Here is a 26,503-nt window from a genome sequence, read left to right as displayed (position 1 = left end):
ATCCTTTCTATCGTGCTAACTTACCAAACGCATTAGTCGGGCTCTTTTGCGTCGATGCAGGCTTAACGATTAACCCAATCCCAACCAAAAACAGTCCAGAGGCAATGATCTGTGCCATAGACAGCACCTCATCATACATAAAGTATCCACTCACTAAAGCAAACACTGGAACTAGTAACGTCAGTGGCGCAGTAGTACTTAACGGGTACTTAATCAGCATCAGATTCCACACCCAGTAACCAAACAGAGTGGTTGGATAAGCCTGAAACACCACGGCTATCGTCGTGTTCCAATCCCACTGTTCAAACGCCTGCCAGATGATCCCTTCACCATGTAGCGAGACGGCAAATAGAACAAGTGGCAAGGGCGAAAACAACATTCCCCACACATTGAAAGCAAAAGCTTGTGTCGTCTTCGACGCTTTAACAATGACCCCCATCAAGGTCCAAGAACATGCCGCGATCATAATCAATGCAACGCCCTTCAAGGTGACATTCCCTGTCGTCGCTGAAACCAGTACCGCTAAGGCACACATCGCTAATGCCGCCCCAACAATTTTTCGCAGCGGTGCCTGCTCTTTGAATATCCAAATCCCGACGGCCATGCCGATAAGTACATTGGTTGACAGTAAAACGGAAGACATTCCAGACGAAAGCCCTGCAGTGATAGACCAAGAGGCCATTCCCCACACACCGACCCCAAACACAATGCCGTAGCCGACTAGGTAACGCCACGCGACATTTGGCCGAGCAATAAAGAAGATCGCAGGAATCACCGCGAGCGAAAAACGTGCTGCTGTTGCCAATAAGGGGTGAACATTGGTTACCCCCATTTTGATCATCGAGAAGTTAAATCCCCATATAGCCATGACAAGCACGGCGAGCAATAAGTCATTTCTTTTCATATTCGTCCCTCTTATGTTTTGCCACAGTATCCCTTGAGCGGCAAATCATATACAGATACAATTTTCCAAATAAAAACCAGTACAGTTCAGGGACAAGAATGAGCATCTACCAACAGCTAGCGAACCAATTTATTGAAGAGATAGAAAACGGTAAAAGAGTCGAAGGGGGTAGAATGCCATCGCTTAGGCAGCTAGCGAAACAGCAATCCGTCAGCATGTCTACAGTGGTTAGCTGCTATCAAGAGCTCGAATCGCAGGGTTGGATTCACTCTAGGCCACAAGCGGGTTACTTTGTTTCACCTCGTAAGCCAGTGCACTCGACGCCAGATTGGGCTCAATTTGAAAGTAAGGTCTCTCACGTCATCAGAAGTTCACCAACCCACAGTGCGAAAAGTGGTCCATTGGGCGTGTCGAGCACCACGGCGGATGAACAGTCTGTGATTGAGCTGGAACGCAGCTTTCGCCGCGCACTGAAACGGATGGGAGACAGGCTCAATCACTATCCCGATATTCAAGGTGAGCCTTTACTACGCTGTGCTTTATCCACCCACTTTGCTAAGCTCGACTTACATTTTAATCCTGACCAGATCGTCGTTACCGCGGGGTGTATGTCTTCAATCAAGGCAGCATTGGAAGCCTGCACCAAACAAGGCGACACCATAGCGATCAGCTCTCCATGCTTCAATGGTATTTTGGAACTGCTAGGCAAGATGTCGCGCAAGATCATTGAGATCCCTTCTTTAGATGATGGTGTCGACCTTGAACAACTTGAAGCCCACCTCAAGCACAGACGTGTCGATGCAGCGATATTTTGTACCTCGCATATGAATCCACAAGGCATCAATATGTCAGCTAACCAGAAGCAAAAGCTGGCACAGCTCGCCAATGATTACCGCATTCCGGTGATCGAAGACGATGTCTATATGGAGCTTTCCTACTCTTCCCATACACCCTTACCAGCTAAATATTATGACAAGGAGGGTTATGTCTTATGGTGTGGCTCTGTGTCAAAAAGCCTTTCTCCCAGTTACCGTTTGGGCTGGTGCCTTCCAGGTAGATACCTAGATACGTACAAAACCCAATTTGCATCGACAAGTTATGGGGTTGCCCTTCCAACCCAACTCGCTGTGGCAGATTTTATCGAATCAGGTCAGTACGCCAAACATGTAAAAAGAAGGCGCACCCAATTACTTAGCCTGAGGCAACAATACCTTGACTACCTTACGCAGCATTTACCGCGTGACGTGAAATTCAGTCACCCACAAGGTGGCATGGTGCTGTGGCTTCAAATACCCAACTTGGACCAAAATGCACTCGCGCAAAGTGTCGAGCAGCATCAACTCGATGTTCGGCTTGGTCACCTATTTACCACGCTCGACCTGTATAGCGAGTGCATTCGAATCAATATGGGCTATCCATTACAGGGAGCGGTAAAAAACGAGTTAGACACCTTGATTAAGCTGATCCGAAAACACAATTCCACATATTAACGGTGAGACTTAACTCTTTCTTACAAGGAACATCAGGATTTATAAAGTATGGTTATTCCAAAGCCGATGTAGATCCAAGTACCCATTCTTCTTCAATTGTAAACCTGAAACTTGCTTCGTTTTAGTCACAACCTTTTGTCCCCAAAATAAGGGCAGCAAATGGTGATGATGTACTTTGATGTTAATGAGATCGAGTAGTTCTTGCTCCTCGCTCAAATTGGCAACGACTTTTTGTACATTAACTCTATGTTCTTCAAATTGGTCTTGGTTGAGAGCAAACCTCAGGGAAGTGGTAGTTAAAAGCCAATCATACAAGCCATAACGACTTGGCTGCTCCAACAGCTCTTCACACAAAAGCAGATCAATCTTATCTCGATACTCATCGATCGCATCTAAGTCAGAGATCGGAAGACATCTCACTTTTAATCCCGTTTTCTCTATTGTTTCAGTTAGCCAGTTAATTAAGTGGCGTTTGTATTTGAGCCTCCATTGACTATGGCCAATGACGACCTCTCCCGACAACACCGGATATTCAGAGTCTTCGTGCTTCAACAAACCGAAATGACTTATAATATCAATACCTTGCTGTTTCGAGTAGATTATTCGCTGTTGTTGAATAAAAGTAAGCAGTGCTGCTAGTCCATCTTTGGTTATTGACACTGAATCCCTTAGCCTAATTGCTAAAGTCGAAAATGCTTGAATTGGATGCTTTTCGCTTTCGTGGTTTTCTGCCTCAAAGCTTAAGAAACTGTCCAATGACTTCCCTTCATGGCAAAGATTTATCGTGCTGAGAAGAGCTCCCGTGGCAAAGTATTGGGAGTTTCTAACCAATACCAGTTTCTTGTCATCCCAATGAGTTAAATGAAGCGGTCCGGTACCTACACGGACACGATGCTGACCCAAAACCTGATACCTTTTTGTCGCAATTGAGGCATTTGGAGTAGTTAACGCAAAAACAAAGAGAGGATTAGGATCAAAAAGATCGATAAAGATAGCATTTTGCTCGCGATCGAAACCAACTCTAGCAACTTGCTTAAAGAGCCACTTATAAGGCCCCTCTGATGTGAAAAGTCTGTCTAGACTCTCGATGATATCTAATTTGGTAAGTGGCAAGCCATCGTGGCATAGGACATGAGGATTTATCCAAAAGCAATAACGTTTACCCTGATTCGTCACTGAGTATTCATAAGCAATATGATTGTGAATATGACCATTCTCATCAATTCGCAGCAACGTATCATACATGGCGCTGATAACCTGCATTTCTGCTGATACATAAGTCATCGCAGGATCTAGTTTATTAACTGGAGGATATTGAGTAACAGTCAACGTACTGCTGGCTTTGTGAGCTTTTTCAGTTTCATGCATCAATAGATGTAATATTCTTGAAGCGAGAGAGCGATGAGCTTCTAGATACTTTGGTATTTGATCTAGGTTTCCTTCAGTGAGGTCGGCTTGTATACACTCATATAAGGCCTGATATAGAGATGCAACAATAGTAATTTTGCTATTTTTCCCTCTACCAACGGCTGGAGTCCAAAGTATCCAACCACACTGTTGAAGCATTTTGATAATGGTCGAAGTATTCCGCCTACTGGTAGAAAAAATTTCTTCGAGATCATCAATAGATACTTCATAGCCACGGCCATAGCTGAAATTGTTGAGTAACTGCGACAATCTACGCAAGCGTAAGTCTTTCATATTCTTATTTAGTATTGATGCCCCATTAGCTAAAATTAAAGGTACCTAGAGCTCGATAGGTGCCTTGAAAATAGTCTATTTCTCGGCATAAAGTTATTCATCCACTGTTGTTATTTTCACACACGAGAAGTCCATCATTTTTATATAAGAGCCGTAAATTTGTTTTATTTAGACACAAATTTAAATAATCATCATGTCCGATATCACAAACAAACTAAAACATCACTACCACTTCTTGGTTATCAAATTTAATAATCTCAAGTATGAGATTATTAATATTTGCAACCTTCCTTGGTTGCCAGATAGTTATCTAATCTAAATGGTTAGATAGTAGGGAATAAATAAATTTGAATTCCTCAGTTTGTTTTAACGCATGCAGAAAAACAATAGACTGACTGGTATAAGCAAGGTTCACCAATGTGCCTAAATTCGACTCATGTACCTGTTCACACATAATCGCAGCAACCATACAACCACGTACATTTTTGTCATTCACATCAATCTCTAACAACTGAGCACAACGAATTGCCTCTTGTACACGAGTCTCCATGCTACATAAACCTCACTACAGCATCACCGTTTAATATAAGTAGCATTCGAAACTCTTCCGTATGACGCATAGCGTTCGCCAATAACTTTTCTCTGAAGCTCCAGTCTTCATCTGACGCTCTCGATACATACTGTTCAAGCTCTGCAAGCGCACTCTTCTCCGATACGTCTGGAGTACTTGCAATAGAAGCTAAAATGGATTTATTTACATTAGACGACAAATCAAAGTTTCTTTTTCGGCTATCTTCTATCAATGCTTTTAGAACCTTTTTCTTTTGTGCGCGAATCATACACATTTTTAACTCATGACGATCAAATGCATAACCAATTTCATCCAGTAGTTCTGTAACTTCCTGAAACATACTTTCTCCTAACTAAAACTAAACCGATCTTCTATACATGGTTAATTCCAGCCTGACGTTATATTTCATTTTAAACTCTATCTTTAGAACGAACTTGTACATCATCCTGATAGATTGTTTTTATTAATCGGCCTTCACTAAATCTCTAAACTAGCAATAGCAGTATTCCTAAAATCAACACGCAATGTAGAAGTTTCTCGATGATCCCTTTTCTCAATAAAATTGGGAGATCAATGATTGCGAAAACAAATTAATAGTACGGCTATCAGAAAAATAAACCATGAAACAAATAGGGCATAAAACTGCATGTTTTAGTGATCACCGTCACGTTAAAAATATTTTTAGTTAACAACAGTTATTTAAAATCAACAACTTAATAAAGGAAAATACCTAATACGTGAAGAGACCGCCCGAGAATGAGACAACAGGTCGAACCAGGACGTACAATCGCGATTCAAACATCTAACGTGGCAGTTAAGCGACAGTGGAAGGCTAGTCTAGTTAGGAAAATGGTGACTAGTAGTATTAGAAGTAAGCCATATGAGGGGATCCACCTTGTTTTCCGGCAAAGTGGATCGGTTTATCAACATCAGTCTGATTTTTAGAAATAGAGCATAGATAAAACAGTAACTTAGACTCTGATGTTACTTGAGCTGAAAGAGTGAGTAACAGGCGTTGTTTCCTGTTCTTGAACTGGAGCTTCGTCCGCCAGTAGGAGCTCATCCCATTCATGCGCTTTCTCAAGTAGCTCGGTCAGCGTTTCCTGAATCAAGCCAGAGCGATAATCAACTAACCTGACTGTAGTGAAAACAGATGCCTGTTCAGTACCTGAAAAAACACCGATACCGGGCTCGCCGCGAAGAGGTCCCATAGCGTACTCCGCAAACAACGAGAAAAGCTGTTTAGGTATCTGACTTGGAATAGTCACTGTTGTCGTTACAGAGAAGGCTAACTCCTGTGATACAGTATTGCCAACTATATTGACAACATAAGGGGGGCCCTCGGGACCTGCTGCTGAATGAACTTCAAAACAACAGATTTGGTTCTCATCAAAACTCAGCTGCTCAACGGCCAAGTCAGCAAGTATCTTTTTATATATATCCAAAGGTAATTACTCCTGTTAGCTCACTATTTACATCCCGAGCTGTAAATTTTGGTCCTTTTGTTGCTCATACGGCGCTATGAACTGAGCGTTAAATTCCGCATTCACTCTATGACTGAGGTCTTCACAGTGATTTCTTAGTTCAACCAGTTTTTTCTGGTCACCAGCTAAAGCTGGGGCTTGCTGTAAATACTCATCGGTCAGACGACTAAAAATGGCATCTTTACCAACGATAAAGCTAGAGAAGTTTTGGTTAATGAACTCTAGTGCGCCGCTATCCATATTCTCTAGGCCTAAACGAGCCTTGTTGGCATCAGTGACATCGTCGAATGTGGCTGTCGAAGGATCTGTGCCAGGCTTTAAAAACTGGGCATCATTCTTAAAATCACCGGCTGTCTGGCTAAACGCTGCTTTCACTAAATTTTGTACAGGGATGGCCTCTGTTAACTGTTTTTGCACTTCTGTTTTTATCTGAGTGGCTCTAGTCGTAAATGCACTCTCATTCTTGTTGGCAGCTCTGCTGAAAAAATCAACGACAGCGTTCTTAATTCGTCCTGCCTTTGATAAATGCCCTAAATCCCGAGTTGCAGAAACCTGCCCACTCCCATCCACGGTGATGGTGTAATCTTTACCCATACCTAAGTTAAGGTGGAATTTCTGTTCTTCACCCGTGTTTACTTTATCAAACTGTAAGTTATTGCTAACCGCATTTGTAATTGCGGGGTTAACACCACTAATCGACATTTAATTCTTCCTTACTGCGAGGTTTACCTTGATATGACATATACCTTAGCCTCAAATTAAAACGATTGTTATCAGTAACGGCCGAGCTATTTTAGAATCGATAAAAGTTAGAAAACTCCAATATAATCATATTATTAGCAATAAATTCATTGTCTAAAAACAAGGTGTTGAATAGGAGAAAAGATATAGGTGAAAAGAGGATTCTGTAAGCTTGTGAAAAAGAAAAAGCCCGACAAACATCTATTTGTAGGGCTTTTAGGACTGAGCAGTTCAGTTCGATTAGAAGATCGCGTGTGCCACTAGAACAATAATCGGAAGCGTCACTAACGTACGTAGTAGGAAAATTGCCACCAATTCTAGGAAGTTAATTGGCACCTTACTGCTTAAGATCACCGAACCTGTTTCTGACATGAAAATCAGCTGAGTAACAGACAGCGCTGCAACAACAAACTTGGTTAAATCCGCATTCACAGATGACGCCGCGATGATTGAAGGAACGTACATATCAGTGAAGCCCACCAGCATAGTTTCCGCCGCCGCCGCTGCTTCTGGCACATTAAGTAGCTCTAGTAGAGGTACAAACGGAGCACCCAGCATCGAGAACAATGGCGTCGCTTCTGCAACCACTAGGCCTAGTGTACCAATCGCCATAACAACAGGAAGAACACCAAACACCATATCTAGCGCGTTATGCACACCTTCTTTAGCCACTGAGCCTAAGCTTTTTACTTTGTCGGCACGCTTCAGTGCTAGCTCCATACCAAAGCCTAGAGTCGATTTACCTGCTGGAACCAGTTCATCATCTCGGTTCGGTGCACTACCATCAATGTAGAGATCTTTTTTGTAAGATAGTGGTGGCAGGAACTGAATTACCATCGCCGCCGCAACGCCAGACAAACAGATCGCAAAGTAAAACGGTACGAAATAGTTTGCTAATCCAACTTGAGTCAGTACCACAAGCGAGAATGAAATACCCACTGGCGAGAACATAGTTGCAACCACCGCTGCTTCACGCGCTGTGTATTTTTTATCTTCATACTGCTTACTGGTTAAGATAACACCGACCGTACCGTCACCTAACCATGAAGACATACAGTCAATCGCCGCTCTACCCGGTAGACGGAAAACAGGGCGCATAAACTTACTCAGTAACGTACCCAATAGCTCTAGCAGACCAAAGTTAAGCAGTAGCGGAAGCAATAATCCCGCAAGGAAGAAAGTCACCAATAGTGATGGAAGCAAGTCATTTAAAACTAGCCCACCCGTGTTACCGTTCCAGATGATCTCTGGCCCGATTTGATGCAACGCCAGTAGCGTAAATAACGCACCTAACGAACGAATCACCAGCCAGGTTGGCGTCAGAATGAAAAGTCTTGTAAGCAGATAAGATTGCGTAACAAAAGTTGGCTTTAAAAGACTTGCGGCAAGTGATGCAAAAGCTGAAAAACAGATCACGCCAGTGACCGTCGGTAAAATCGCATCCCCTAGCAGCGCTTTAACCCCTTTAGCCATTAAAGCTAGCGGGAAGGTAAAGTTACCGTCGTATGTTAGCGGTGCAAGGAAAAAGAATAATCCTAGCAATGATGGAATCGCAAACATCAGCAGATTCCGGTTAGTTTTGTGGTTCTCTTCAACGAGAAGTGTATCGCTCATCTGACTACTCCCTAGATGACTACAATTTCACTTAAAGTGAATAAATCTTCAATATGAGCGATTATATATCCTAAAAAGTCCAACACAAGCTAAAATTGCAATTTTATTCACCATTAATAAATAAAAAATCAAACTTAACATCTATAACAATAACTAAACAACAAAACATAACACTAGGGAATACTTCACGACTTACTGAGAGTATCTGGTGTCCCTCCTCGCGAGTTTAGCTCTGTCACTAACTCAACAAAATTATCTAGCAGTGCATTGGGCGAGTGCGGTAACCACACCAAACCGATTGGCCACTGGGCATAGCTCCCCTTCAATGGAATAAAACGCACATATGGATTGCTTATCGCTTGAGCGCTTTGAGGAACGATAGTAAATCCCAGTCGAGCAGAGACTAATGCGAGTAGCGTTAAGATATCGTCCGCTTCTTGGGCAATGGTTAACTCCAATTGATTGGCTGCGAGATAGCCCTCTATTTGACGGCTGAGTCCTGGGCCTCGATTAGTCGCCAATTTTAAATAGTTATGCCGAGCTAACGAATGCCACAGCTCTTGCTCGTCAATGTCTTCATCTCGATGAATGGCGACCACCAATTGATCATCAAACAGAGATAAAGTTTGAAACTGACTATCGCTCGGAATGCGATTGAAGCTTACATCGAGTTCACCACTTTGCAGTTGGTCTAGTTGGGTTTGGGAAGGAATGTCATTCAGCACAATATTGACGTCAGGGTAGCGCTGCTTGAATGCGGCCACAAAACGAGGCGCCTCATGGTAGGTCGAAACTCCAAAGCCGATTTTCAAACTTCCGTACAACCCAGATGATACTCGCTGCGACAGGGTGTCGAACTGCTCAAATTGACGCAGTAGGCGTTGAGCCTCGGGTAACAGCGACTGTCCTGCTGCGGTCAAACGCGCCCCATGGCGACCACGCTCAAACAATGGAGCACCCACTTTGCTTTCTAAACGTTGAATTTTCTTGGTAATGGCAGGTTGCGTGAGAAACAGCCTCTCCGATGCCAAGCGATAGTTTTGGCTCTCAGCCAAAATGCAGAACGCTCTAAGTAACTCAATTTCCATTCCAAACCCTTATTGAACAGAGAATTTATTTCATTATATGGAATGAAATAATTTTCTTAAACTCACAACCAGTTTTTATCAAGTAAGGAATCTCCGTGGAAAAGTTACGTGTCGCATCCGTTCAATTTAATCATCACCCTGGGGATAAAGCGTATAATCTTGCTGTGATTGAGCACTATGTAAAAAGCGCTCAAACGCAAGGGGTTGAGCTTATCTGCTTCCCAGAAATGTGTATTTCAGGCTACTGGCATGTTTCTAAACTGGGCAGAGAGCAAATCGTTCAACTTGCTGAACCTATTCCGGCAGGCAGTTCTAGCCAGCAGATTTTGTCACTTTCCAAACAAACGGGGATCAACATTGGCGTTGGGCTGATTGAAATTGATGAGCAAGGCTGTCTCTACAATACCTTTATCCTAGCCATGCCGAACGGCAATATCACCAAGCACAGAAAACTGCATACCTTTGTCAGCCCGCACATGAGTAGCGGCGACCAATACACAGTGGTTGAAACCCCGCAAGGTTGGCGAGTGGGCATATTGATCTGTTGGGATAATAACTTAGTTGAGAACGTAAGGATGACAGCACTCAAGGGCGCAGACGTACTGCTTGCCCCGCATCAAACAGGAGGTTGTCACTCACGTAGTCCGAACGCGATGGGAAGGATCAATCCGCAACTTTGGCTTAATCGACATAAAGATCCAGAAGCTATTCGATCTGAAATGCAGGGACGAAAAGGGCGCGCTTGGCTAATGCGTTGGCTGCCTGCACGAGCGCACGACAATGGGGTGTTTCTGATATTTAGCAATGGTGTTGGCGTTGATATGGATGAAGTGAGAACAGGCAATGCGATGATCCTAAACCCTTACGGTGAAACCATGGTTGAAACTGACGCGATAGACAACGCGATGATCATTGCCGACCTTGATCCCAAGGAGCTTGATATGTGCACAGGTAGGCGTTGGATAAGGGGGCGCAGACCAGAACTCTATCGTGAGCTTGCCCAGCGACAAGGCTATGAGCTTGACCCATATCATGCCCGGTTTAACGAAAAATAGTTCACCACTATCTGACCTTAGAGCTAGACTCTAAGGTCACTTAACAATGGGGATCTGAAAAGAGAAAGTGACGCCGCCCACTTCTGTCAGCTCTATATAACGTATCATTTCGACAAAAAAGCCGTCTTCATCAATCTCTAGATTCTTTTTCAACGCGATATCAAACAAAGCTTCAAGCGCGGCACTGTAACCAGCATCAGAGACTAGGTAAACATCACTGCATAAGTAGTAACCTTCAGGCAGAATAAAATCATACTTTTGTTCTTCAACTTGCCAGTCGCCAATATAGGTATCGATTTGATCCCAGCTCTGCTCTAGTTGATTAACTGGGGTGGCTCCCATCAAACGAACCGATTTCTCACCATAGATTTCCATCACACTGTCCCAATCTGGGTCAACCATAGACAGCTTTTTCATCCCTCGTTTCGGATGCCATATAAGCTCTGTCGGCATAGACTGAGCCAATTCGTTTTCTAAAGGGATATCTTTCCCCGGATGGCCGAGTTGACGGATAAATGCAGCAGATTCTCGCGGCGTTAATTCACAACCCATTTTACGTACTTGTTTAGCCGTCACTCCGAGCTCTCGCTTAAGCGCTTTACCCAGAGCTTGAGAAGAAGAAAACCCACAATATTGAGCAATCTCTGTCACGCTCCAAGGGTCATTGTTCATCAGTAAGCTAACCGACACCTGCAACCTTAAGCGACTTAAGTATTGCCCGGGCGTCTCGTTAAACAGCTCGGTAAATTGGCGGTGAAAATGATAGGGAGAAATCGCACTGGCCGTCGCGACTTGCTCCCAAGTTCTGTGCTCATCAAGTTCTTTATGCATTAAATACAAGGCGTGTGAAAATCGCTTACGCAGATGCTCAGGCAGCGGCTCTAGCAAGGCTATCTCGGGAACTAGCAAGAAGGGCTGCTTTTCATTTTCTGCCATTGCACTCGGTCCTTTTAGATCAATAAAATCACTATCGCTCGCTTGTTCGATTAAATCAAATACCTTGCTCATTGCACTGTGTCCATCACCAGTTGTTCTTCCATCGGTTTCGCCTGCTTACGACTGGTCAGTCCGAGTAGAATCGGAATCAATAATAAAGTAACCGCTGTAGCAAATAGCTCGCCAAACACCAATGATACCGCGGCAGGTTTAAGGTACTGGGCTTGCTCTGCCGTCTCACTCAACAATGGCAGCAAGCCACAAACCGTGGTAATCGTGGTCAAGAAAATAGCTCTCAGGCGACTCGTACCTGCTGTCACCAATGCTTGCTTAAGAGGCATGCCATTACGGTATTCATGATTGAAACGAGTAATCAAAACCAATGAATCGTTAATCACGATCCCTGTCATCGCCATCATGCCGAACATAGATAACAGACTGATGGGTAAATCCATAATGTAGTGGCCAAATATCGCCCCGGCAAAACCAAAAGGAATCACTGCCATAATGATAAACGGTTGCCAATAAGACTTAAGAGGAACCGCTAACAAAATGTAAATCAATAAGATGGTCAGAATCATTGCCGATTTAAATCCATCGGAGACTTCACTGATCTCCTCAAACTCTCCCCCCGCTTTTATTTTCACGCCGGGGTATTGAAGTTCAAGTTGTTCAATCCGCTGTGTCAGTTGAGTCATAGTCTGCTCGGGAGCTTGTATATCTCGATTTTGCTTCCAGTAGAGATTCACCACCTGCTCTCGATTTCTACGATACAAGATTTGAGGTTGCTGCTCATGCTGAAACTCAGCGATATCGCCTAACAGAACGGTTTTTCCGCCTGCTAACATTACCTGTGATTGCTCTAACTGCGCCAAGGTCTTACGCGCATCCCTTGGGTATTTAAGCAATACTTTCGTTTCTTGGCCTTGCTCTAAAAGACGGTGAATTTCACGCTCGCCATAGGCTTCACCCGCCAGTTTGGCCAATTTATCCTGCGTTAAGCCAAGCTGGTGACCAAACTCATTAAGCACCAAGCGAACCTGTGGCTGTCCACCTTTAGCATCATCGAATACATCGGCAACACCCGGTAGCACTGACAAGGTATCACCCAGTTCAATCGCCACGCGTTTTGCTAACTCTCTATCGCGGGATGATATAGAAATAAAGGTGCCACCAGCGGGCGCTTCTGCAGCACTAAACTCAACAGAGTAAGCCCCTTCAATCGCGCCGACTTGTTGTCGCCAACTGTCAGTCAATAGGTTGCCAGGGAGTATACTAAGAGACTCACTGGTCAACTCTGCCGTTACCTCAATCTCGCCATATCCATCAGACCATGCTAACAGGTTAACGATCGGTGGTTTGCTAAGTGAGTAATCGGCTTGAAGCTGTTGCTCGACAGAGAGCATCGACTGCTCAATCTTATCCAATGCTTGCTTTTGCAAAGGTAGCGGAGCGCCATCTTCCAGCGCCACTTTAGCGGTAATGTAACGCCCCGGAATTTCAGGAAAAATCGCACTGCGAATCGTTCCAGTCGACCACATTCCGTAAGCCAATACGATCATGGCGACAAAGCCCATCAAACTAGCAAGTTTGTACTCCAGTACTGCCTCAAGCGCAGGTTTATAAATACGTTGATTGCACCAAGTCAGGCCGCCTTGTGCTGTGGATTGAATCTTAGCGATTATCCCCTTTCCTTGTTTATGCGTAGAGAGCTGCGCCAAATGCGATGGCAGAATTAACTTACTTTCAATCAAAGAAAAAATTAGCGCGAAAATCACCACTGCCGAAAAACCAGCCAGTATTTTGGCAAAGTCATTATTGATCCACAGCATAGGAGAGAACGCCGCTATAGTGGTCAAGACGCCAAAGACAGTCGCTACAGACACAGAGTGGACACCATGCCACGCCGCTTCTTTACCACTCTTGTATTGAGAGCGCTTTTCATGAATGGCTTCACCGACAACAACGGCATCATCGACCAAAATACCCAGCACTAAGATAAAGCCAAATAGCGTAATATCGTTGATGCTGTAATTGGCAATTTGCATTGCACCTAACGTACCTGCTAGCGCAACTGGGATCCCTACCGCGACCCAAAAAGCCAGTTTAAGCTCTAAAAAGATTCCCAGTAAAACGACGACAATCACTAGGCCTTGCCATGCATTATCTCCGAGTCGAAATAGCTGCTCCTCGATATAAGGCGCCATATCAGCCATCACATTGAGCTCGATATCGTTAGGTAGAATTCGCTGTTGCTCGACTAACGTCTCTTCAATCGCTGAGCTCACTTTAAGTAGATTATCGGTTTGGCTAGTGCTGACCAACAAAGCAATGGCATTAGAACCATTGTTTCTTACGATTGCACCGCTTGATTCGTAATCTCTAGTAAGTGTGGCTATATCACCTAAATAAACCGTACCTGATGGCCTAGACACCACCACCAGTTGCTTAAGTTTCTGCAAGTCATCGGCGTAACCGTCACCACGAATCACCATTCTTCCTTTATCACTGACTAACTCGCCAGTTCGTGACTCCAGTGACATTTGGTTAATCGTGTTGGCAAGATCGTCTAAGGTCATGCCGAGCTTTTTTAACTCATCAGGACGAGGCTCAATAATCAGCTGAGGAGCACGTGAGCCCCAGTTACTAACTTTTGAGATCCGTGGATTGCTCTTTAATGCTTGCTCGACTTGACGCGCAATTGGCTGAAGCTGCTCATCACTGCGGTCACCCGACACCACGACGAAAGCCGCTAAATTGGTAAACTCATTGCGCACCACTTGTGGTCTTTCTGCTTGAGCAGGGAAGCCATTGATGGCATTGACGCGATTGCGTACGTCATCCAAGAGTTTGTTCAAATCCGTGCTACTGGTTTTGCGCACCACAACACTCGACTGACCCGCGCTAGATTGACTGGTGATCTGCTTGATTCCTGCAATACCGCTGATGGACTCTTCGATACGCTGGGTGATGCTTTCGTCTATTTGCTTAGCGCTTCCTCCGGGGTAAGCCACTGTAATAGATATAGAAGATGGAGCAATCTGCGGAAATGACTCAACCCGTAACTGTCCAAATGCCATCACGCCACTTGCGATGATGGCAAGCATCAGCAAGTTAGCGCCGACAGAGTTGTTAATAAACCACTTGGTTAACCAGTTCATTATTCACTCCTCAATTTGGCCGTCATTGCAGTCATGCTGTGAGGTGCCATTTGCTTACCAACCAACATCGAAATTAAAGGATAAACCACTACTCGACGAGACTGCTCACTCTGCTTGTCAAAACGAACGAACACTTGATCTTGCTGTTGACCAACCAGCGTTACCCACTCTTTCTGTAATCTATCTTGGTTATCTAAAGTCCAAACAAAGCCATCACGTGTTAAGGCGCTAAGTGGCAAGGTCGCAATGCTCTGCTGATTACCTAAACTCACTACAACTTTAACTTGCTGATTAGGTAACAACTTTTCCTTTTCTGCATAAGGCTCGCTGACTGCTAGCACAACCTGACGTTGACGAGTGTTGGCATCGGCTTGAGGGGCAACATAGCGAACCTTAGCAGGCCAATGCTGCCCTGCTCTATTTGATACCGAAATTTCTGGTTTGCTCAGCGCACCTTGTACTTTCTGCCAATGGAGATCCGAGACGGGCAGCGCCACATCAACTGAATCGCTCGCCGCTAACTCAAACAACACTTGTCCTGACTCTAACCACTCACCTGGGCTAATCATGCGTCGTAGTATAATCGCATCAAATGGCGCTACGATTTTGGCTTCACTCAGCAATTTGTTGGCGCTCTGCAGCGCTTGCTGTGCTCTGTCTAACTCCGCTTTCGCTGCCGCCACTTGCGGCTCTCTGCGTGCAAAAGGTGAGCTGGTTTTAGCTGATAACATTTTCAAAGCCACGGTTTGTTCATGTTTCGCCTGCTTGAGATTAAGCTCAGCTTGCGTTACTTGGCTTTTCGCTTGCGCCAAATTAGACGCTAACGCACTAGTCTCTAGCTTGGCTAATACATCACCTTTCGCCACCGTCATCCCCGGCTCTAATCGAGAATCTAACCAAGCTAGCTGAGCAGTGCTCGATGCTTTAAGTTGAATCGGCCACCTTGCTGCTGTGGTGGCAAGTAAAGTCAAAGACGATTTATGCGCTTGCGGCGTCACCTCAATAATTGAAACAGGTGCTTTCAGCTCCGCCTTCTCTTTAATCGGAGTCGGCTGTGGCTCTAAGTAGTCAACCATAACCAAGGCAGCGAAAATTGCGCTTACGCCTAACGCGACAGCTAAGATAGATTTAACCTTCATAAGAAATCTCCTGTTGGTTAGGGGTTTGGGCCTCAGCCTTAGACGAAACATTGAGACGTTGAGTGATCTCAGCCAAACGCGACAATGTCTGTAGCGTCACTGGTAACACAACTGCGACTTCAACGAACTCAAGCGAATAAGTCACGATCGAAAAGATCTGCCCGACACTAGGTTCGACCAAGGCACTCACCATCCACAGGTTGGCTAAAACCGCGCTCAGTAAGACGATAAAAATCAATCCATAAGCGATGGCTTCGGTATCTGACAGTTTAATTTCGCAGTTTTTAAGCCGTTTGAAATGCCCGCGAATGTTGGCAAACTTACCGCTATTAAGCGCCGTTACTTGCTGTTCTAGCTGATCGTTTAGCGCACCATTTAAGCGAGTGAAAGTGCCGTGAAACAGGGCGTAGATAATCAAGATGCCGATACCCGACGCTAAGACACTCAGAGCAAGATAGAAGTGGAATGCAGCGAGGATAACAACGGTAGCAACAAGCTGTACCACTGCCGTCATTAACGCCGGCAAATCATCTTCTAAGAAGTCCACCAGCTCACGAGACATGGTTAAGCGTGCGCTACGTACTGATACTGGCGCATGATTTAAGTTTCGCTCAACCAATCTGGCTAACTTAAAACGAATCTGACCATAGACGCGCGTATCATAAAAACGGCGCAATACGCTCACGACCACAACGGCTAGCAGTAGCAGGGCGAAGTGAATCAAGGGTTGCATGTCATGATTTAATACACCATCAATCGCGTAGCCTATCGCGAGTGGCAGTAATATCAGCATCACGTTTTCCACCAACACCATGAACCAAGTAAGCGCTACTTTGAAGGGCTCTAAGCCAATGGTGGATTTAAGTGTTACTTGGAAGCGGTCAGACATCATTGTTCCTGTGAATGAATTTGGCGTTAGTATTGCCAATTCATTTCAAGAAAAAGTGTCCCAGATTGCTGTTTTGATCATTTGAGTATCGATAACCTTTTGTTAACGCCTACCCGATTACACTCCTACCATAATCAATAAATCACACTTAGGTATGTGTTTAACCTAGGTATGGAGTCAGCATGAAATTATTCGCATCCATCGCCACCACCGCCTTAATTACTGGCTCAATCTGGGGGCTTGTCTTAGCTCAACCTGCCGTTGCCGAAGATGCCAGTGGCGCAAAATCGTCAGCAACACCCGTCGTCGATAACAAGCCCAACAACTATTTGCGCGGCGTCACTCAGACCATCGCATTACAAGGCGTGCCAAACTTATGGGATAAGTTCTACGCCAGGATCGATGAGGCTAACCCTCTACCTAAGAAGGTTGATCGCATCGTCGTGTTGTACCAAGCATTTAATGCAGATTTCTCTGAAGCAGAGGTGACAATTGGTTACCCGACCACAACGGGCGCAATAGCAAGTGACCTGACCAAATTACCAGACATAGTCGATGCAAAACTTCTGCTCAAGGAAGGAAAGCACAATGAAGCTGAGCTGACAGAGGCATGGCAGAAAATAGACTTTGCTAAAAAGCCTTATGCGGTAGTGGAAACTCACTACCTCAACCAACACGGCTTACCTGAAGCGAGCCAAATGTCCGTCTACTATAAGCAATAGGGTAAAGGAGATAACTATGTTTGAGTCTATGTCTCAAGTGTTCTCGGAAAGCACCATCATATTTACCGAAAGCTGGGTGGATGATAATTTCCTGCTTATTGCGGTCGCAATCTTCTTAATCGAACTTATCCGCTATGCGCTTAAAAAGAAGCTTAGCTGGAACATGATAGGAGATAGTGCGACTAACTTTGTCACGCTATTTTTCCTACTGATGACACTGTTTGTTGTCGGTCTAGCTTATGTGGGCGCGTTTGTTTTTGCCTACGAAAACTTTAGCCTAACTCAGTTACCGATCACGGGGTGGACAATTCTTGGCTGTTTGATTCTTGCAGATTTAGCTTACTACTGGGAGCACCGATTTTTACACAGTAATGGAATCGCTTGGGGAACGCACTCCGTTCACCATAGCTCGCCCTATTTCAATATATCGGTGGCATACAGATTTGGACCTTTGGACTGGTTTTTCCCGTTCTTTTTCCATTTGCCTTTGATTTTACTCGGCTTCAATCCGTTTGTTGTTTTGATGTGTGAAACCTTCGTTCAGTTATTTCAAACCCTTCTTCATACTGAAGCGGTGCGAAAGTTTCCTCGTCCGATTGAAGCGATATTCAATACGCCGTCGCATCACAGGGTTCACCATGCAACCAATAAACAGTACCTCGATAAAAACTATGCCGGAATACTGATTATTTGGGATCGTATGTTTGGTACCTTTGCCCGTGAAGAGGAAGAAGTAAAATATGGCGTTTACCCACGGATTAACTCCGTCAATCCATTTAAAGTATACTTCAATGGATATATGAAGCTTTTCAGCCAGATATGGCATGCGCCGGAGTGGAGCGTCAAATTTAAACTACTGGTTAAACCGCCTATCTGGGCTTGGCAGCAAGAACAAAAAAGGAAGTAAAGGTTCAATGACGATTAGTGCCCTGTTAATTGAAGACGATAAAGATCTCGCCGAAGCAATCAGTGATTACATGGAGCTAGACGGAGTCGAATTTGACTTTGCCTACAACGGATTATCAGGGCTTAACCTAGCGTTAAGTAACAGCTACGATATCATTCTTACCGACCTAAACATGCCTAAGATGGATGGCATTGATGTCTGCCAATCTCTGCGAGAGAAAGGGGTCAGTACGCCAATCTTGATGCTCACCGCCCGAGATACCTTGGACGATAAGTTGACTGGCTTTGCCGCAGGTTCTGATGATTATCTGGTCAAGCCATTTGCCATGGAAGAACTCAAGGTTCGCGTACTCGCACTGGTACGCAGAACTAAAGGGGCAGTGACCTCACTTTCAGTTGGCGATCTCAAAGTCGACCTCGATCAGCACCAAGTGAGTCGTGCAGGTCAAGCGATTAAGCTTCCTCCTGTGTGCTGGAAGATGTTGGTATGTCTGATTCAAAATAGCCCCAACGTTGTTAGCAAATCCAAGCTAGAAGAAGAAGTATGGGGCGATGAGCTACCCAATGCTGACAGCTTGAAAGTGCATTTGTTTAAGCTAAGACAAGCGATTGATGCGCCGTTCGAAAACAAGCTGATTCACACCCTCCACGGTGTAGGTATTACGATCAGAGAGGAAGAGTAAGTGAAGCGCGTTAGTATTAAGCGAGATATATACCTTTACTTGTTTGGTTTAGTGATCAGTTTAACGGCTATCTATGGCTTGATGATCAACCAAAGTTACCAGATTGGCCTCAATGAATCGGCTAAATATGGCTTTCTCTATGAGCTGAAGCTCGCTGAGACTGAGTTTCTCGCTACTGGCAAAACCCCTCAATCTCAAAGTAGTACCCTGCAAGTTTACTCAGACTTCAATCAAATCCCAGCAAAGTTTCTCCAACAGTTCGATTGGGAGACGTTTGAAAACGATGTGATTTACGAAGACTATATCGCCAATGCCAGTGGCGGTTATGGTGAGTACCTTTACGCTGCTCTTCACTATGTCGAAGCAAAAAACAGCTATTTGTACATCGTCTCCCAATATGACGAGGCCGTCTATACCGAGCTACTTAGCCAGAGCCCACCAGAATCCGTCAGCAAATTTAACTCCGCTTTCTTGATCGTCGGCGCATTGCTGCTGTTCGTCTTTCTTCTGATTCGTTTACTGATTCATAGACTCACCAAACCGATTATTACCTTGTCTCAATGGTCACAGACTCTCAATTTACAAGAGACCAACAAGCTAGAGAAGTTTCGCTATACCGAGGTCGACCTTTTAGCAAAGCAGCTTGTAGAGAGCGTTAAACAACAGCGTGAGGCAATTGAAAGGGAGGAGTTCTTTCTCCGCGCCGCTAGCCACGAGTTAAGAACCCCCGTATCCATTATTTCCGCCAGTGGTGAGATGTTAACCCGCCTTTCAGGCTCTATGACCAAAGGCGGTCAACGCGCAGTCGCTAGGATCAATCGCTCCGTGGTAACGATGCAAAACCTTATTACCACCCTACTTTGGATGAGCAGAAACCAACTTGATGATCTCGAAATTGAAGAGGTCGATTTAGAGCAATTGATACAGACTATCTTAACCAACCATCAATACCTGCAAGATGGAAAACAAGTCGCTATCAAAGTGAGTGCATTCCCCTCCAATTCACCAGTAATACTGCCAAGCATCTTGGTTGAAATTGTCCTAACAAATCTTATCCGCAACGCTTTACAGCATACTAAGCAAGGGGCAATAAATATCGAACTCTCGGGCTCTGATGTTCAAGTCACTAATTCATTGGAAGACTCGGAATCAAGTAGCTCTGAAGTTTCATTTGGTATCGGCCTCATTCTAATCGAGCGATTATGTCGCCACCAAGAATGGAAGTTTGAATATCATCAAGAGACAGAGTTTATCGCCAGTGTAAGTTTTCAATCCCATCGCTCGCAATCAGAGTGATAACCAAATCTTAACCCCCATTCACCTAAACTTACTCGTATAGTGAATTTTAGGAGTCAATTAATGGGTACTTGGATTTTAGAAACTCTACTTTGGGCAATTGTCACCGTTGCTGTCTGTGTAGCAATTTGGGGCTTCAACCTACCCAATATTCTCATCGCATTGGGTATTTCCGTCGGGGTTTCTCTACTGTTAGGAAATAGCTGGCGAAGCTAAGTAAACTTCCCCTACCTATCGAGCAATTTTTCATTCACGTTTCTCTCCTTTTTGAATAGCACACTTACAACACATTTACGCTACAAGCCATTTACAAACCTCTTGTAAATGGCTCTTTTTTACCTTTAAATCAAAGCTATGACTTTAACGGCGACGCTAAGACCACTCACCCTACTTTTTATCAGCTCGTTTTTGCTGATGAGCAGTCATGGCTTAAGTGGCATCCTCCTTCCTGTAAAACTAGCCGATGAGCAAGTCGGAGTGCAATCAATTGGTTTTGTACTTTCGATGTACTCGGTCGGTTTTCTGCTTGGCGCTATAATTGGTAAGCGAGTACTGCGTCAAATTGGCTTAGTCAGAACCTTTGCCATGTGTGGTAGCTTAGGTGCTAGTGCCATCTTAATCATGGGGCTTAGCTCAGAGATTTGGCTTTGGGCCATTATGCGTGCTGTGATGGGGTTTTGTATCGCTTGTGCTACCGCAACACTAGATACATGGTTCAACAGCGTGTCGACCGAGTCTAATCGTGGCAAGATCTTAGCCGTCAACCAGGTGGTGATCTTGAGTGCGATAACCTTGGGTCAATTTGGCTTAGCCCTAGCGCCGCCCAGTGAAACCACGCTGTTTATTCTATGTGGGGTGCTTTTTAGTATTTCGGTCTCACCTGTTGTGTTCGTATCTCACTTTGAACCACAAATAGAGCAAACCGAATCGATTCCGCTCAGAGAAATCTATACTTTATCACCACTGGGTTTTATGACCTGTTTTGTGTGTGGCATTCTCTATTCAACCATCGCGAACATGCTACCTGTCTATGCAGATGGTCAAGGTATTGCTGGCTTCCAGTTGTCTGTTTTTATGGGTGCAGCGACAGCGGGCGGTATCATTCTCCAACTGCCAATGGGCTATTTATCCGATAAGTTTGAACGGCGTAAAGTTATCTTATCTGGGTGCTTTGTTCTTGCTATCGTCAGTTTCGCGTTACCCGTTTCAATGCAGTATCAATGGCAAGTAGCACCGCTTATCTTGGTTGCACTGACTATGGGATTAATCGCCTGTTTATACCCACTCAGTATTTCAGAAACCTTTGATAGAGCGCTCAAAGCTCAGTTAGTTCCCGTCTTGTCAGGCCTACTGTGTATCTATGCTATCGGCTCAGTCATTGGCCCTTATACAGCGGCACTTATCATGGAGCGCTTTAATGGTAGTGCTCTATTTGGCTTTTTAATATTTGTCGATCTTGGCTTGATTGTCTTTACCATCTACCGAATGTCGGTCAGACAAGCACTCCCTGTGGAAGAGCAAGAAAGCTTCGTCATGCATACTCCAGCGTCAATCCATGAAGAGCTTGATCCACGTACTGAGTATCAAGACTATTCACTCTATGTTGATGAAGCTTGGGAGCAGGTTGAGTCGTTAGCCAAAGACCACCCGAGCAAGGCAATTGCATTGATACGTGGACTATCAAACAAAAACCCAGAGTGGGCCGCTTCTTTAGCAGAGAAAGCCGCCCAACTAGATAACATAGATACGGTGGTGCTGTTTCGCTCTCTTACCCTGACCAACCCAGACTTGTCGATTGAGATCGCGAAAAAGCTCGCAGAGTCAGAGCATGAACAAGTCGATGAGATTGTTGAATGGCTGATTGAAAAAGAACCTGAGAATACCATGCAGATCTTGGTGGCCATCAGTGATGCCATGGAAGAACAACCAAACAACTTGGTTGAAACACTCGCAGAACAATCTCCAGAGAAGTTGGCCGAATTCAGTCAAGAAATGGTCGCCAATATGGTTGAAACCAACCAAAACCTAAGGCTTGCGGACCGAGAGGAAAGTGATATTAATGAATCGGTCGAAGAGTTTATTAGTACGATTGCAGAATCTGCTCCCGAGCAAGTAGAAGAGATTACTCAGCTAGTTGAGCAATCGATTCAAGAACACGAAGAGCAGATCAATCCTGACACGCCATAGTTGTCGGGGTTACTTTATCAATCGAACCACTAGCGAACCCGGAGCGCGAACCGATTCTACGTTATGGCTGATCACGGTTCCGCTTGTAGGTGAGTAGTAGGTTTGGATCTCATCACCAAAGCTATTGTATTGCGTAGCAAGTTTTTGCCCCTGTTCGACATTTTCCAACAACTCAACATGACAAATCACAAAGCCACCTTGCTCTGCCCTCACACTGGTGATGGTATTTCCCTCAACGCATTGCTCTTGTGTCGTCTGTACCTCTCCAGCAAGCATCTCGTAAGAGCGCAGTACATTCAAAACACCCAGCGTTGCTCTATCAACCATCTCTAAATCGGTATAACGCCCCACGCCCACCTCAATAGTGATTGAAGGTATATCTGCCCGGTTATAAACCGTTTCAAGAATTCCAGGGTCACCGGGGTCATTGAGAATCACATCAGGGTTGATCAGCCTCGCCATCCGAATTGCATCGTCAATTCGGTAATCGGCAAACGCATAAAGTGGATACGCGCTACCGCTAGTTTGAGAGTGGAGATCAATCGCGAGATCAGCATTGGGTTTGAGTAGATTTTCCCACAAGCTATAGGCATAGCGACTGGCATCATCGCCATTTGGGTTACCTGGGAATATACGATTAAGGTTCGCAGAAGAACTGTCTGGCGCAGCAGAGTGAAAATCACGACTGTGGCGGGCAATGCCCGATAAGTTAACCGCCGGAACGATAGTAACGCAGCCGGAAATCGCTTTGCCCTCTAGCTCTCGGGCAAGCTTTTGCGCGGTTAAAATGCCATTTTGTTCATCACCATGCACACCCGCCGTAATCACAATGCGTTTTCCGGGCTTAGCCCCTTTAAACACTCTAACAGGCAATGTTTGCGGATGACCAATCGCGTCCGTTGCCACCGCAAACCAGAATTTATGCTCTCCCGCCTCAAGCGCGTTGACGTCTAGCGCTTGAATAGTTGGGTACATTGGCACAATACATTCATTGAGTGACTTGGTCATTTTATTCTCCACCTCCATCTAGCCTCTAACAAGTTACACTTCATCAACCAGTTTTTGTAGTAAACGGACAATTTCATCACGTTCGTGAGGTTCAAGAGCACTGAGAATGCTTTTGTTTATGCCAATAGGAATAGGAATTAACTCTTCTCTTAACGCTCGACCTTTCTCAGTTAAATAAATCCGAAAAGAGCGGCGGCTTTGCGGATCTGCTTGTCGCTCTACCAGACCGAGATTTTCTAACTTGTCGAGAGTTCGAGTCGTGGTCGAGTTCTCTACTTTAGACTTTTTAGCTATTTCTCTTTGCGTAACTCCCTCCTCTTCCCACAAGCACATTAAAGTAGGCCATAAGGCTATACTCAAACCACGTTTTTTTAGTTCAGCATCAAATGTCTTTGAAGCAAAGTTAGCAACTACGTTAATCAACCACCCAAAACTCCGTTGTCTATCAAACTCTTCACTCATTTGCGATCTGCTCTGTCCCAAGGCAATTAGAATAAAACTAATACCATGGTAACTGAACTAGAAAGAACTAGCACTAATAAAGCGCGCCATTGCGAGACTAGCAACACACTGCTCTCTTGATTTAGAAAGCGTTGCTTACCAGTTACCATTGCCCAAGTCAGTGGTTTGGAGCGCAACTTGTAGAACACAATTGCACCGACATGTAGAGCCACTAACGCAGGTAGAAGACTTGCCAACACTAAGTGCGCACTTTCAAGCAAAGAAAACACTGAATCCGTTAACCAAACTTCAGCATATGGCAAATTATCAAGCAACCCCGCCAAGGCCATTCCTGAAATACATTGAACAAGTAAAGCACAGAGCAAGGTTAGCACCATCCACCCTCCCGCTGGGTTATGACCTGGTCGCGATGACTCCCTACCCAATAGGTAGTTGAATACACTCCTTGGTGAACGCAGAAACTGCCTAAAACGACTCGTTTCACTGCCAACAAATCCCCAAACTATCCGCCATATGATCAAGGTCGTAATAGCTAAACCCAACTGGACATGCGGGCCATTACCGGAAAAACCGCTTGCCAATAGCGCCATAAATAGTCCTGCTTGAGCCCAATGATATAAGCGTGTTGATAGATCCCATACTTTCATTTGATGCCTCTTCAATTGTTTGGTTATTTATTTCATTTGCATTAATTTACACAGCAATAGTTGCAATTGCAACTATTGCTGTGTAAATTACCCCCAACAACACGCCATGATCGAAAATGATCAAACGATAAGAAGAGACGACCAATATGAACAAAGTCATTGTCAGCCTACTGTGCTCAACCCCTTTACTGGTTAACGCGCAAGACTACTCGCAGCAAATTGAACAAAGGCAGCATGTTTTTGAGCAAGTAGAAACACTCGTTAAGAGTGCGAGCCGCACCCTAGATGGTTCAAATACGGAGTGGGATAAGCTTGGTTCTACCAGTTCACAGTTAAAAAACCATAGCCAAAGCCTATTAGCTCTGTTTCCAACTGGCAGCCAACAAGGCAGTAAAGCGAAAGAGAGTGTATGGAGCAAACCCGAGAAATTTAATCAACTGTTGCTGCAAATGGATAAAGGTTTTGAACAGCTTTATCAGGCTAGTCAGCAACAAAACCTATCCCTTGCTGAGTCTAGCTTAGACTCCGCGCAAAAAACCTGTAAAAGCTGCCACCGAAGCTACCGCTCGCGCTGGTAATCAACCACAAACGATAACTTATCCAAATTACATAGAGGAACATGACATGAAAGCATTAACTACCGCAGCACTCATCACATCACTTTTCGCTTCAACTTTTACAATCGCGGCAGACTTCGGTGTCTCACTCGAATGGAACACCGACAATGCAGAAGAAGTTCTTAACACTATGCCAGAGCAAAAAGCAGCCTTTGGCAAACTCGTGGAACAAGGCGAAATCAAAGATATGTTCGTGTCTCGTAGCCAGATTGATAACCGCTCCGTACAGATGCTGCGCTTTGTTATCGAAGCAGACAACCCCGCACAAGTAGAACAAAAACTTAAGGATTTACCACTCTACAAAAAGGAGCTGGTCAAAATAGCAAACATTCAGCCTATGGGTTCAAAATGGTTAGACAATACACCTGTTTACAACAACTATGGAGTAACAATCACATGGAAAAAAGGGATAGAAGCACTAGAGATGGATCGTGTACTAGGCATCGACTTGCAACGTGTCATCAGTCTAAATCAGGCGGGGCTCGTCACGTCATCTTACCTAGATACACAAGAACTTAACGACGGAATTGTACGTCCAATTTACTCAGTTGCCTTTCTTGCTAAAGACGCACAACATGCTCAAGAGTTGAGCAAACAGTTTGAAGCCGTGATGCTTGGCTACGCGACGATTCAGGTTCAGCACTTGGGCCATAAGCTTGATTTAAAACGCTAAATCAGTGATTTAAATCCAACGATTCCATATATGAAAATTAAATTTATTAATTTTATCAACGAATTAGGAACTATCATGTATGTGGGAGGGATTCTTTCTCACATCGTGATTGGTGCAACACTAGGCCATGAAAGCCCAATAACGGCTTATCATGTGGGAATATATAAGGAGTTAAGTGCATATATCCTAATACTACCTGGGCTAGGGCTGAAGGTGCTTGCAGACCTGTACCTTTACCGACAATCCGATTACAAGCCAAATTGGTTAAGAATAAAACTATTACTTTTAAGTTTTCTCGCAGTCAACGCGTTTGTATTCTTAGTCCCAATGATGCCGGAAATGGTCGAACTAGCTAAAGCTTCACTCAACAAAGATACTCTCGATCCAGAGTATTTTGAGAAAGCTAAAATCGAGCAGCTTATAGGTATGTCTAACGCTATACCGTTATTCTTAGAGTTAGTGCTTGGTTCCTTCAAACCTAAGTTGTTTGGTGAACGCCCCAAGCCAACATTCACTGATTGACGTAGAA

At 44.6% G+C, this 26,503-nt stretch carries 26 protein-coding genes; 11 read left to right on the top strand and 15 right to left on the bottom strand.

Translation table 11 applies throughout. The features are described 5' to 3' along the window. Positions 1 to 7: 7 nt before the first annotated feature. Positions 8 to 904, bottom strand: a complete 897-nt coding sequence (locus AC6R00_RS08500; RefSeq protein WP_500640049.1) for an EamA family transporter — start codon at positions 902 to 904, stop codon at positions 8 to 10. A 98-nt stretch (positions 905 to 1,002) separates the two neighbouring features. Between AC6R00_RS08500 and AC6R00_RS08495 the strand changes: the two genes are divergently transcribed. After that, positions 1,003 to 2,394, top strand: coding sequence for an aminotransferase-like domain-containing protein (locus AC6R00_RS08495; protein WP_500640048.1), 1,392 nt, complete (start codon positions 1,003 to 1,005; stop codon positions 2,392 to 2,394). A gap of 39 nt (positions 2,395 to 2,433) precedes the next feature. Here the strand turns inward: AC6R00_RS08495 and AC6R00_RS08490 are convergent, their stop codons facing one another. The 7 genes from AC6R00_RS08490 to AC6R00_RS08460 all read right to left on the bottom strand — a co-directional run bounded on the left by AC6R00_RS08490 (position 2,434) and on the right by AC6R00_RS08460 (position 9,593). Further along, positions 2,434 to 4,095: an SgrR family transcriptional regulator gene (locus AC6R00_RS08490; RefSeq protein ID WP_500640047.1), complete on the bottom strand. Its 1,662-nt coding sequence runs from the start codon at positions 4,093 to 4,095 to the stop codon at positions 2,434 to 2,436. Positions 4,096 to 4,405: 310 nt separating this feature from the next. Then, the gene (locus AC6R00_RS08485) at positions 4,406 to 4,645 is read right to left on the bottom strand and encodes a hypothetical protein (protein WP_500640046.1); all 240 of its coding nucleotides are present in this window, start codon (positions 4,643 to 4,645) and stop codon (positions 4,406 to 4,408) included. A 1-nt stretch (position 4,646) separates the two neighbouring features. After that, positions 4,647 to 5,006, bottom strand: coding sequence for a hypothetical protein (locus AC6R00_RS08480; protein ID WP_004745678.1), 360 nt, complete (start codon positions 5,004 to 5,006; stop codon positions 4,647 to 4,649). Positions 5,007 to 5,637: 631 nt separating this feature from the next. Next, positions 5,638 to 6,111, bottom strand: a complete 474-nt coding sequence (locus AC6R00_RS08475) for a hypothetical protein (protein WP_500640045.1) — start codon at positions 6,109 to 6,111, stop codon at positions 5,638 to 5,640. 27 nt (positions 6,112 to 6,138) lie between these two features. Further along, positions 6,139 to 6,852: a hypothetical protein gene (locus tag AC6R00_RS08470; RefSeq protein WP_004749148.1), complete on the bottom strand. Its 714-nt coding sequence runs from the start codon at positions 6,850 to 6,852 to the stop codon at positions 6,139 to 6,141. Positions 6,853 to 7,131: 279 nt separating this feature from the next. Then, complete coding sequence (locus tag AC6R00_RS08465) at positions 7,132 to 8,505, bottom strand: YjiH family protein (protein WP_004743877.1); 1,374 nt, start codon at positions 8,503 to 8,505, stop codon at positions 7,132 to 7,134. Between the two features lie 185 nt (positions 8,506 to 8,690). Then, a complete protein-coding gene (locus AC6R00_RS08460) occupies positions 8,691 to 9,593 on the bottom strand; it encodes a LysR family transcriptional regulator (protein ID WP_500640044.1) in 903 nt (300 codons plus the stop codon). 95 nt (positions 9,594 to 9,688) lie between these two features. Here AC6R00_RS08460 and AC6R00_RS08455 point away from each other — a divergent pair, with 95 nt between their 5' ends. Continuing rightward, positions 9,689 to 10,648 (top strand): nitrilase family protein, encoded by a 960-nt coding sequence (locus AC6R00_RS08455; protein WP_500640043.1) that lies wholly within the window; start codon positions 9,689 to 9,691, stop codon positions 10,646 to 10,648. Between the two features lie 36 nt (positions 10,649 to 10,684). Here the strand turns inward: AC6R00_RS08455 and AC6R00_RS08450 are convergent, their stop codons facing one another. From AC6R00_RS08450 to AC6R00_RS08435, 4 genes are read right to left on the bottom strand one after another with little or no spacing between them, the layout of a single operon-like run. Further along, positions 10,685 to 11,656 carry a helix-turn-helix domain-containing protein gene (locus tag AC6R00_RS08450; RefSeq protein WP_500640042.1) on the bottom strand — a complete coding sequence of 324 codons (972 nt, stop codon included), beginning with the start codon at positions 11,654 to 11,656 and terminating at the stop codon, positions 10,685 to 10,687. Continuing rightward, positions 11,653 to 14,745: an efflux RND transporter permease subunit gene (locus AC6R00_RS08445; protein WP_500640041.1), complete on the bottom strand. Its 3,093-nt coding sequence runs from the start codon at positions 14,743 to 14,745 to the stop codon at positions 11,653 to 11,655. The genes AC6R00_RS08450 and AC6R00_RS08445 overlap by 4 nt, the downstream gene beginning before the upstream one ends. Beyond that, positions 14,745 to 15,884: an efflux RND transporter periplasmic adaptor subunit gene (locus tag AC6R00_RS08440; protein ID WP_500640040.1), complete on the bottom strand. Its 1,140-nt coding sequence runs from the start codon at positions 15,882 to 15,884 to the stop codon at positions 14,745 to 14,747. The genes AC6R00_RS08445 and AC6R00_RS08440 overlap by 1 nt, the downstream gene beginning before the upstream one ends. Further along, the gene (locus tag AC6R00_RS08435; protein ID WP_367937253.1) at positions 15,874 to 16,773 is read right to left on the bottom strand and encodes an ABC transporter six-transmembrane domain-containing protein; all 900 of its coding nucleotides are present in this window, start codon (positions 16,771 to 16,773) and stop codon (positions 15,874 to 15,876) included. Before AC6R00_RS08435 ends, AC6R00_RS08440 begins: the two co-directional genes overlap by 11 nt. A 182-nt stretch (positions 16,774 to 16,955) precedes the next feature. On the opposite strand from AC6R00_RS08435, the gene AC6R00_RS08430 reads away from it, so the two are divergent. The 6 genes from AC6R00_RS08430 to AC6R00_RS08405 all read left to right on the top strand — a co-directional run bounded on the left by AC6R00_RS08430 (position 16,956) and on the right by AC6R00_RS08405 (position 22,567). Beyond that, positions 16,956 to 17,495 (top strand): hypothetical protein, encoded by a 540-nt coding sequence (locus tag AC6R00_RS08430; protein ID WP_500640039.1) that lies wholly within the window; start codon positions 16,956 to 16,958, stop codon positions 17,493 to 17,495. 16 nt (positions 17,496 to 17,511) lie between these two features. After that, complete coding sequence (locus AC6R00_RS08425) at positions 17,512 to 18,402, top strand: sterol desaturase family protein (protein WP_500640038.1); 891 nt, start codon at positions 17,512 to 17,514, stop codon at positions 18,400 to 18,402. Between the two features lie 7 nt (positions 18,403 to 18,409). Next, positions 18,410 to 19,084 carry a response regulator transcription factor gene (locus tag AC6R00_RS08420; RefSeq protein ID WP_500640037.1) on the top strand — a complete coding sequence of 225 codons (675 nt, stop codon included), beginning with the start codon at positions 18,410 to 18,412 and terminating at the stop codon, positions 19,082 to 19,084. Further along, complete coding sequence (locus AC6R00_RS08415; protein WP_500640036.1) at positions 19,085 to 20,380, top strand: sensor histidine kinase; 1,296 nt, start codon at positions 19,085 to 19,087, stop codon at positions 20,378 to 20,380. A gap of 63 nt (positions 20,381 to 20,443) precedes the next feature. Then, positions 20,444 to 20,596 (top strand): hypothetical protein, encoded by a 153-nt coding sequence (locus AC6R00_RS08410; protein WP_004743893.1) that lies wholly within the window; start codon positions 20,444 to 20,446, stop codon positions 20,594 to 20,596. Between the two features lie 138 nt (positions 20,597 to 20,734). Then, entirely contained in the window at positions 20,735 to 22,567 is a 1,833-nt protein-coding gene (locus tag AC6R00_RS08405) for an MFS transporter (RefSeq protein WP_500640035.1), read from the top strand. Between the two features lie 9 nt (positions 22,568 to 22,576). On the opposite strand, the gene AC6R00_RS08400 is transcribed toward AC6R00_RS08405, so the two are convergent. From AC6R00_RS08400 to AC6R00_RS08390, 3 genes are read right to left on the bottom strand one after another with little or no spacing between them, the layout of a single operon-like run. Continuing rightward, positions 22,577 to 23,575, bottom strand: coding sequence for a succinylglutamate desuccinylase/aspartoacylase family protein (locus AC6R00_RS08400; protein ID WP_500640034.1), 999 nt, complete (start codon positions 23,573 to 23,575; stop codon positions 22,577 to 22,579). Positions 23,576 to 23,608: 33 nt separating this feature from the next. Continuing rightward, positions 23,609 to 24,037 carry a MarR family winged helix-turn-helix transcriptional regulator gene (locus tag AC6R00_RS08395; protein WP_054961828.1) on the bottom strand — a complete coding sequence of 143 codons (429 nt, stop codon included), beginning with the start codon at positions 24,035 to 24,037 and terminating at the stop codon, positions 23,609 to 23,611. Between the two features lie 26 nt (positions 24,038 to 24,063). Continuing rightward, a complete protein-coding gene (locus AC6R00_RS08390; RefSeq protein WP_500640033.1) occupies positions 24,064 to 24,684 on the bottom strand; it encodes a cytochrome b/b6 domain-containing protein in 621 nt (206 codons plus the stop codon). Positions 24,685 to 24,830: 146 nt separating this feature from the next. Between AC6R00_RS08390 and AC6R00_RS08385 the strand changes: the two genes are divergently transcribed. Genes AC6R00_RS08385 through AC6R00_RS08375 form a run of 3 tightly spaced genes read left to right on the top strand, consistent with a single transcriptional unit; the run spans position 24,831 to position 26,496 of the window. After that, positions 24,831 to 25,262, top strand: a complete 432-nt coding sequence (locus AC6R00_RS08385) for a c-type cytochrome (protein ID WP_500640032.1) — start codon at positions 24,831 to 24,833, stop codon at positions 25,260 to 25,262. Between the two features lie 46 nt (positions 25,263 to 25,308). Beyond that, entirely contained in the window at positions 25,309 to 25,974 is a 666-nt protein-coding gene (locus tag AC6R00_RS08380; protein WP_004743899.1) for a PH domain-containing protein, read from the top strand. A gap of 30 nt (positions 25,975 to 26,004) precedes the next feature. After that, positions 26,005 to 26,496: an enoyl-CoA hydratase gene (locus AC6R00_RS08375; protein ID WP_500640031.1), complete on the top strand. Its 492-nt coding sequence runs from the start codon at positions 26,005 to 26,007 to the stop codon at positions 26,494 to 26,496. The last annotated feature ends 7 nt before the right edge of the window (positions 26,497 to 26,503 follow it).

The sequence above is a fragment of the Vibrio sp. R10-SF1-ISO8 genome (genome assembly GCF_059833805.1).
Note: the sequence above shows the minus strand (reverse complement) of the source record. Positions and strands in the feature narration are given on the sequence as shown.

What these genes read in the sequence shown, in the direction of transcription:
- AC6R00_RS08435 (WP_367937253.1), bottom strand. Translation starts at nt 16,773, where the DNA reads ATGTCTGACCGCTTCCAAGTAACACTTAAATCCACCATTGGCTTAGAG.
- AC6R00_RS08410 (WP_004743893.1), top strand. Translation starts at nt 20,444, where the DNA reads ATGGGTACTTGGATTTTAGAAACTCTACTTTGGGCAATTGTCACCGTT.
- AC6R00_RS08425 (WP_500640038.1), top strand. Translation starts at nt 17,512, where the DNA reads ATGTTTGAGTCTATGTCTCAAGTGTTCTCGGAAAGCACCATCATATTT.
- AC6R00_RS08445 (WP_500640041.1), bottom strand. Translation starts at nt 14,745, where the DNA reads ATGAACTGGTTAACCAAGTGGTTTATTAACAACTCTGTCGGCGCTAAC.
- AC6R00_RS08375 (WP_500640031.1), top strand. Translation starts at nt 26,005, where the DNA reads ATGAAAATTAAATTTATTAATTTTATCAACGAATTAGGAACTATCATG.
- AC6R00_RS08395 (WP_054961828.1), bottom strand. Translation starts at nt 24,037, where the DNA reads ATGAGTGAAGAGTTTGATAGACAACGGAGTTTTGGGTGGTTGATTAAC.
- AC6R00_RS08465 (WP_004743877.1), bottom strand. Translation starts at nt 8,505, where the DNA reads ATGAGCGATACACTTCTCGTTGAAGAGAACCACAAAACTAACCGGAAT.
- AC6R00_RS08430 (WP_500640039.1), top strand. Translation starts at nt 16,956, where the DNA reads ATGAAATTATTCGCATCCATCGCCACCACCGCCTTAATTACTGGCTCA.
- AC6R00_RS08405 (WP_500640035.1), top strand. Translation starts at nt 20,735, where the DNA reads ATGACTTTAACGGCGACGCTAAGACCACTCACCCTACTTTTTATCAGC.
- AC6R00_RS08495 (WP_500640048.1), top strand. Translation starts at nt 1,003, where the DNA reads ATGAGCATCTACCAACAGCTAGCGAACCAATTTATTGAAGAGATAGAA.
- AC6R00_RS08390 (WP_500640033.1), bottom strand. Translation starts at nt 24,684, where the DNA reads ATGAAAGTATGGGATCTATCAACACGCTTATATCATTGGGCTCAAGCA.
- AC6R00_RS08400 (WP_500640034.1), bottom strand. Translation starts at nt 23,575, where the DNA reads ATGACCAAGTCACTCAATGAATGTATTGTGCCAATGTACCCAACTATT.
- AC6R00_RS08460 (WP_500640044.1), bottom strand. Translation starts at nt 9,593, where the DNA reads ATGGAAATTGAGTTACTTAGAGCGTTCTGCATTTTGGCTGAGAGCCAA.
- AC6R00_RS08500 (WP_500640049.1), bottom strand. Translation starts at nt 904, where the DNA reads ATGAAAAGAAATGACTTATTGCTCGCCGTGCTTGTCATGGCTATATGG.
- AC6R00_RS08385 (WP_500640032.1), top strand. Translation starts at nt 24,831, where the DNA reads ATGAACAAAGTCATTGTCAGCCTACTGTGCTCAACCCCTTTACTGGTT.
- AC6R00_RS08440 (WP_500640040.1), bottom strand. Translation starts at nt 15,884, where the DNA reads ATGAAGGTTAAATCTATCTTAGCTGTCGCGTTAGGCGTAAGCGCAATT.
- AC6R00_RS08490 (WP_500640047.1), bottom strand. Translation starts at nt 4,095, where the DNA reads ATGAAAGACTTACGCTTGCGTAGATTGTCGCAGTTACTCAACAATTTC.
- AC6R00_RS08420 (WP_500640037.1), top strand. Translation starts at nt 18,410, where the DNA reads ATGACGATTAGTGCCCTGTTAATTGAAGACGATAAAGATCTCGCCGAA.
- AC6R00_RS08450 (WP_500640042.1), bottom strand. Translation starts at nt 11,656, where the DNA reads ATGAGCAAGGTATTTGATTTAATCGAACAAGCGAGCGATAGTGATTTT.
- AC6R00_RS08380 (WP_004743899.1), top strand. Translation starts at nt 25,309, where the DNA reads ATGAAAGCATTAACTACCGCAGCACTCATCACATCACTTTTCGCTTCA.
- AC6R00_RS08480 (WP_004745678.1), bottom strand. Translation starts at nt 5,006, where the DNA reads ATGTTTCAGGAAGTTACAGAACTACTGGATGAAATTGGTTATGCATTT.
- AC6R00_RS08485 (WP_500640046.1), bottom strand. Translation starts at nt 4,645, where the DNA reads ATGGAGACTCGTGTACAAGAGGCAATTCGTTGTGCTCAGTTGTTAGAG.
- AC6R00_RS08470 (WP_004749148.1), bottom strand. Translation starts at nt 6,852, where the DNA reads ATGTCGATTAGTGGTGTTAACCCCGCAATTACAAATGCGGTTAGCAAT.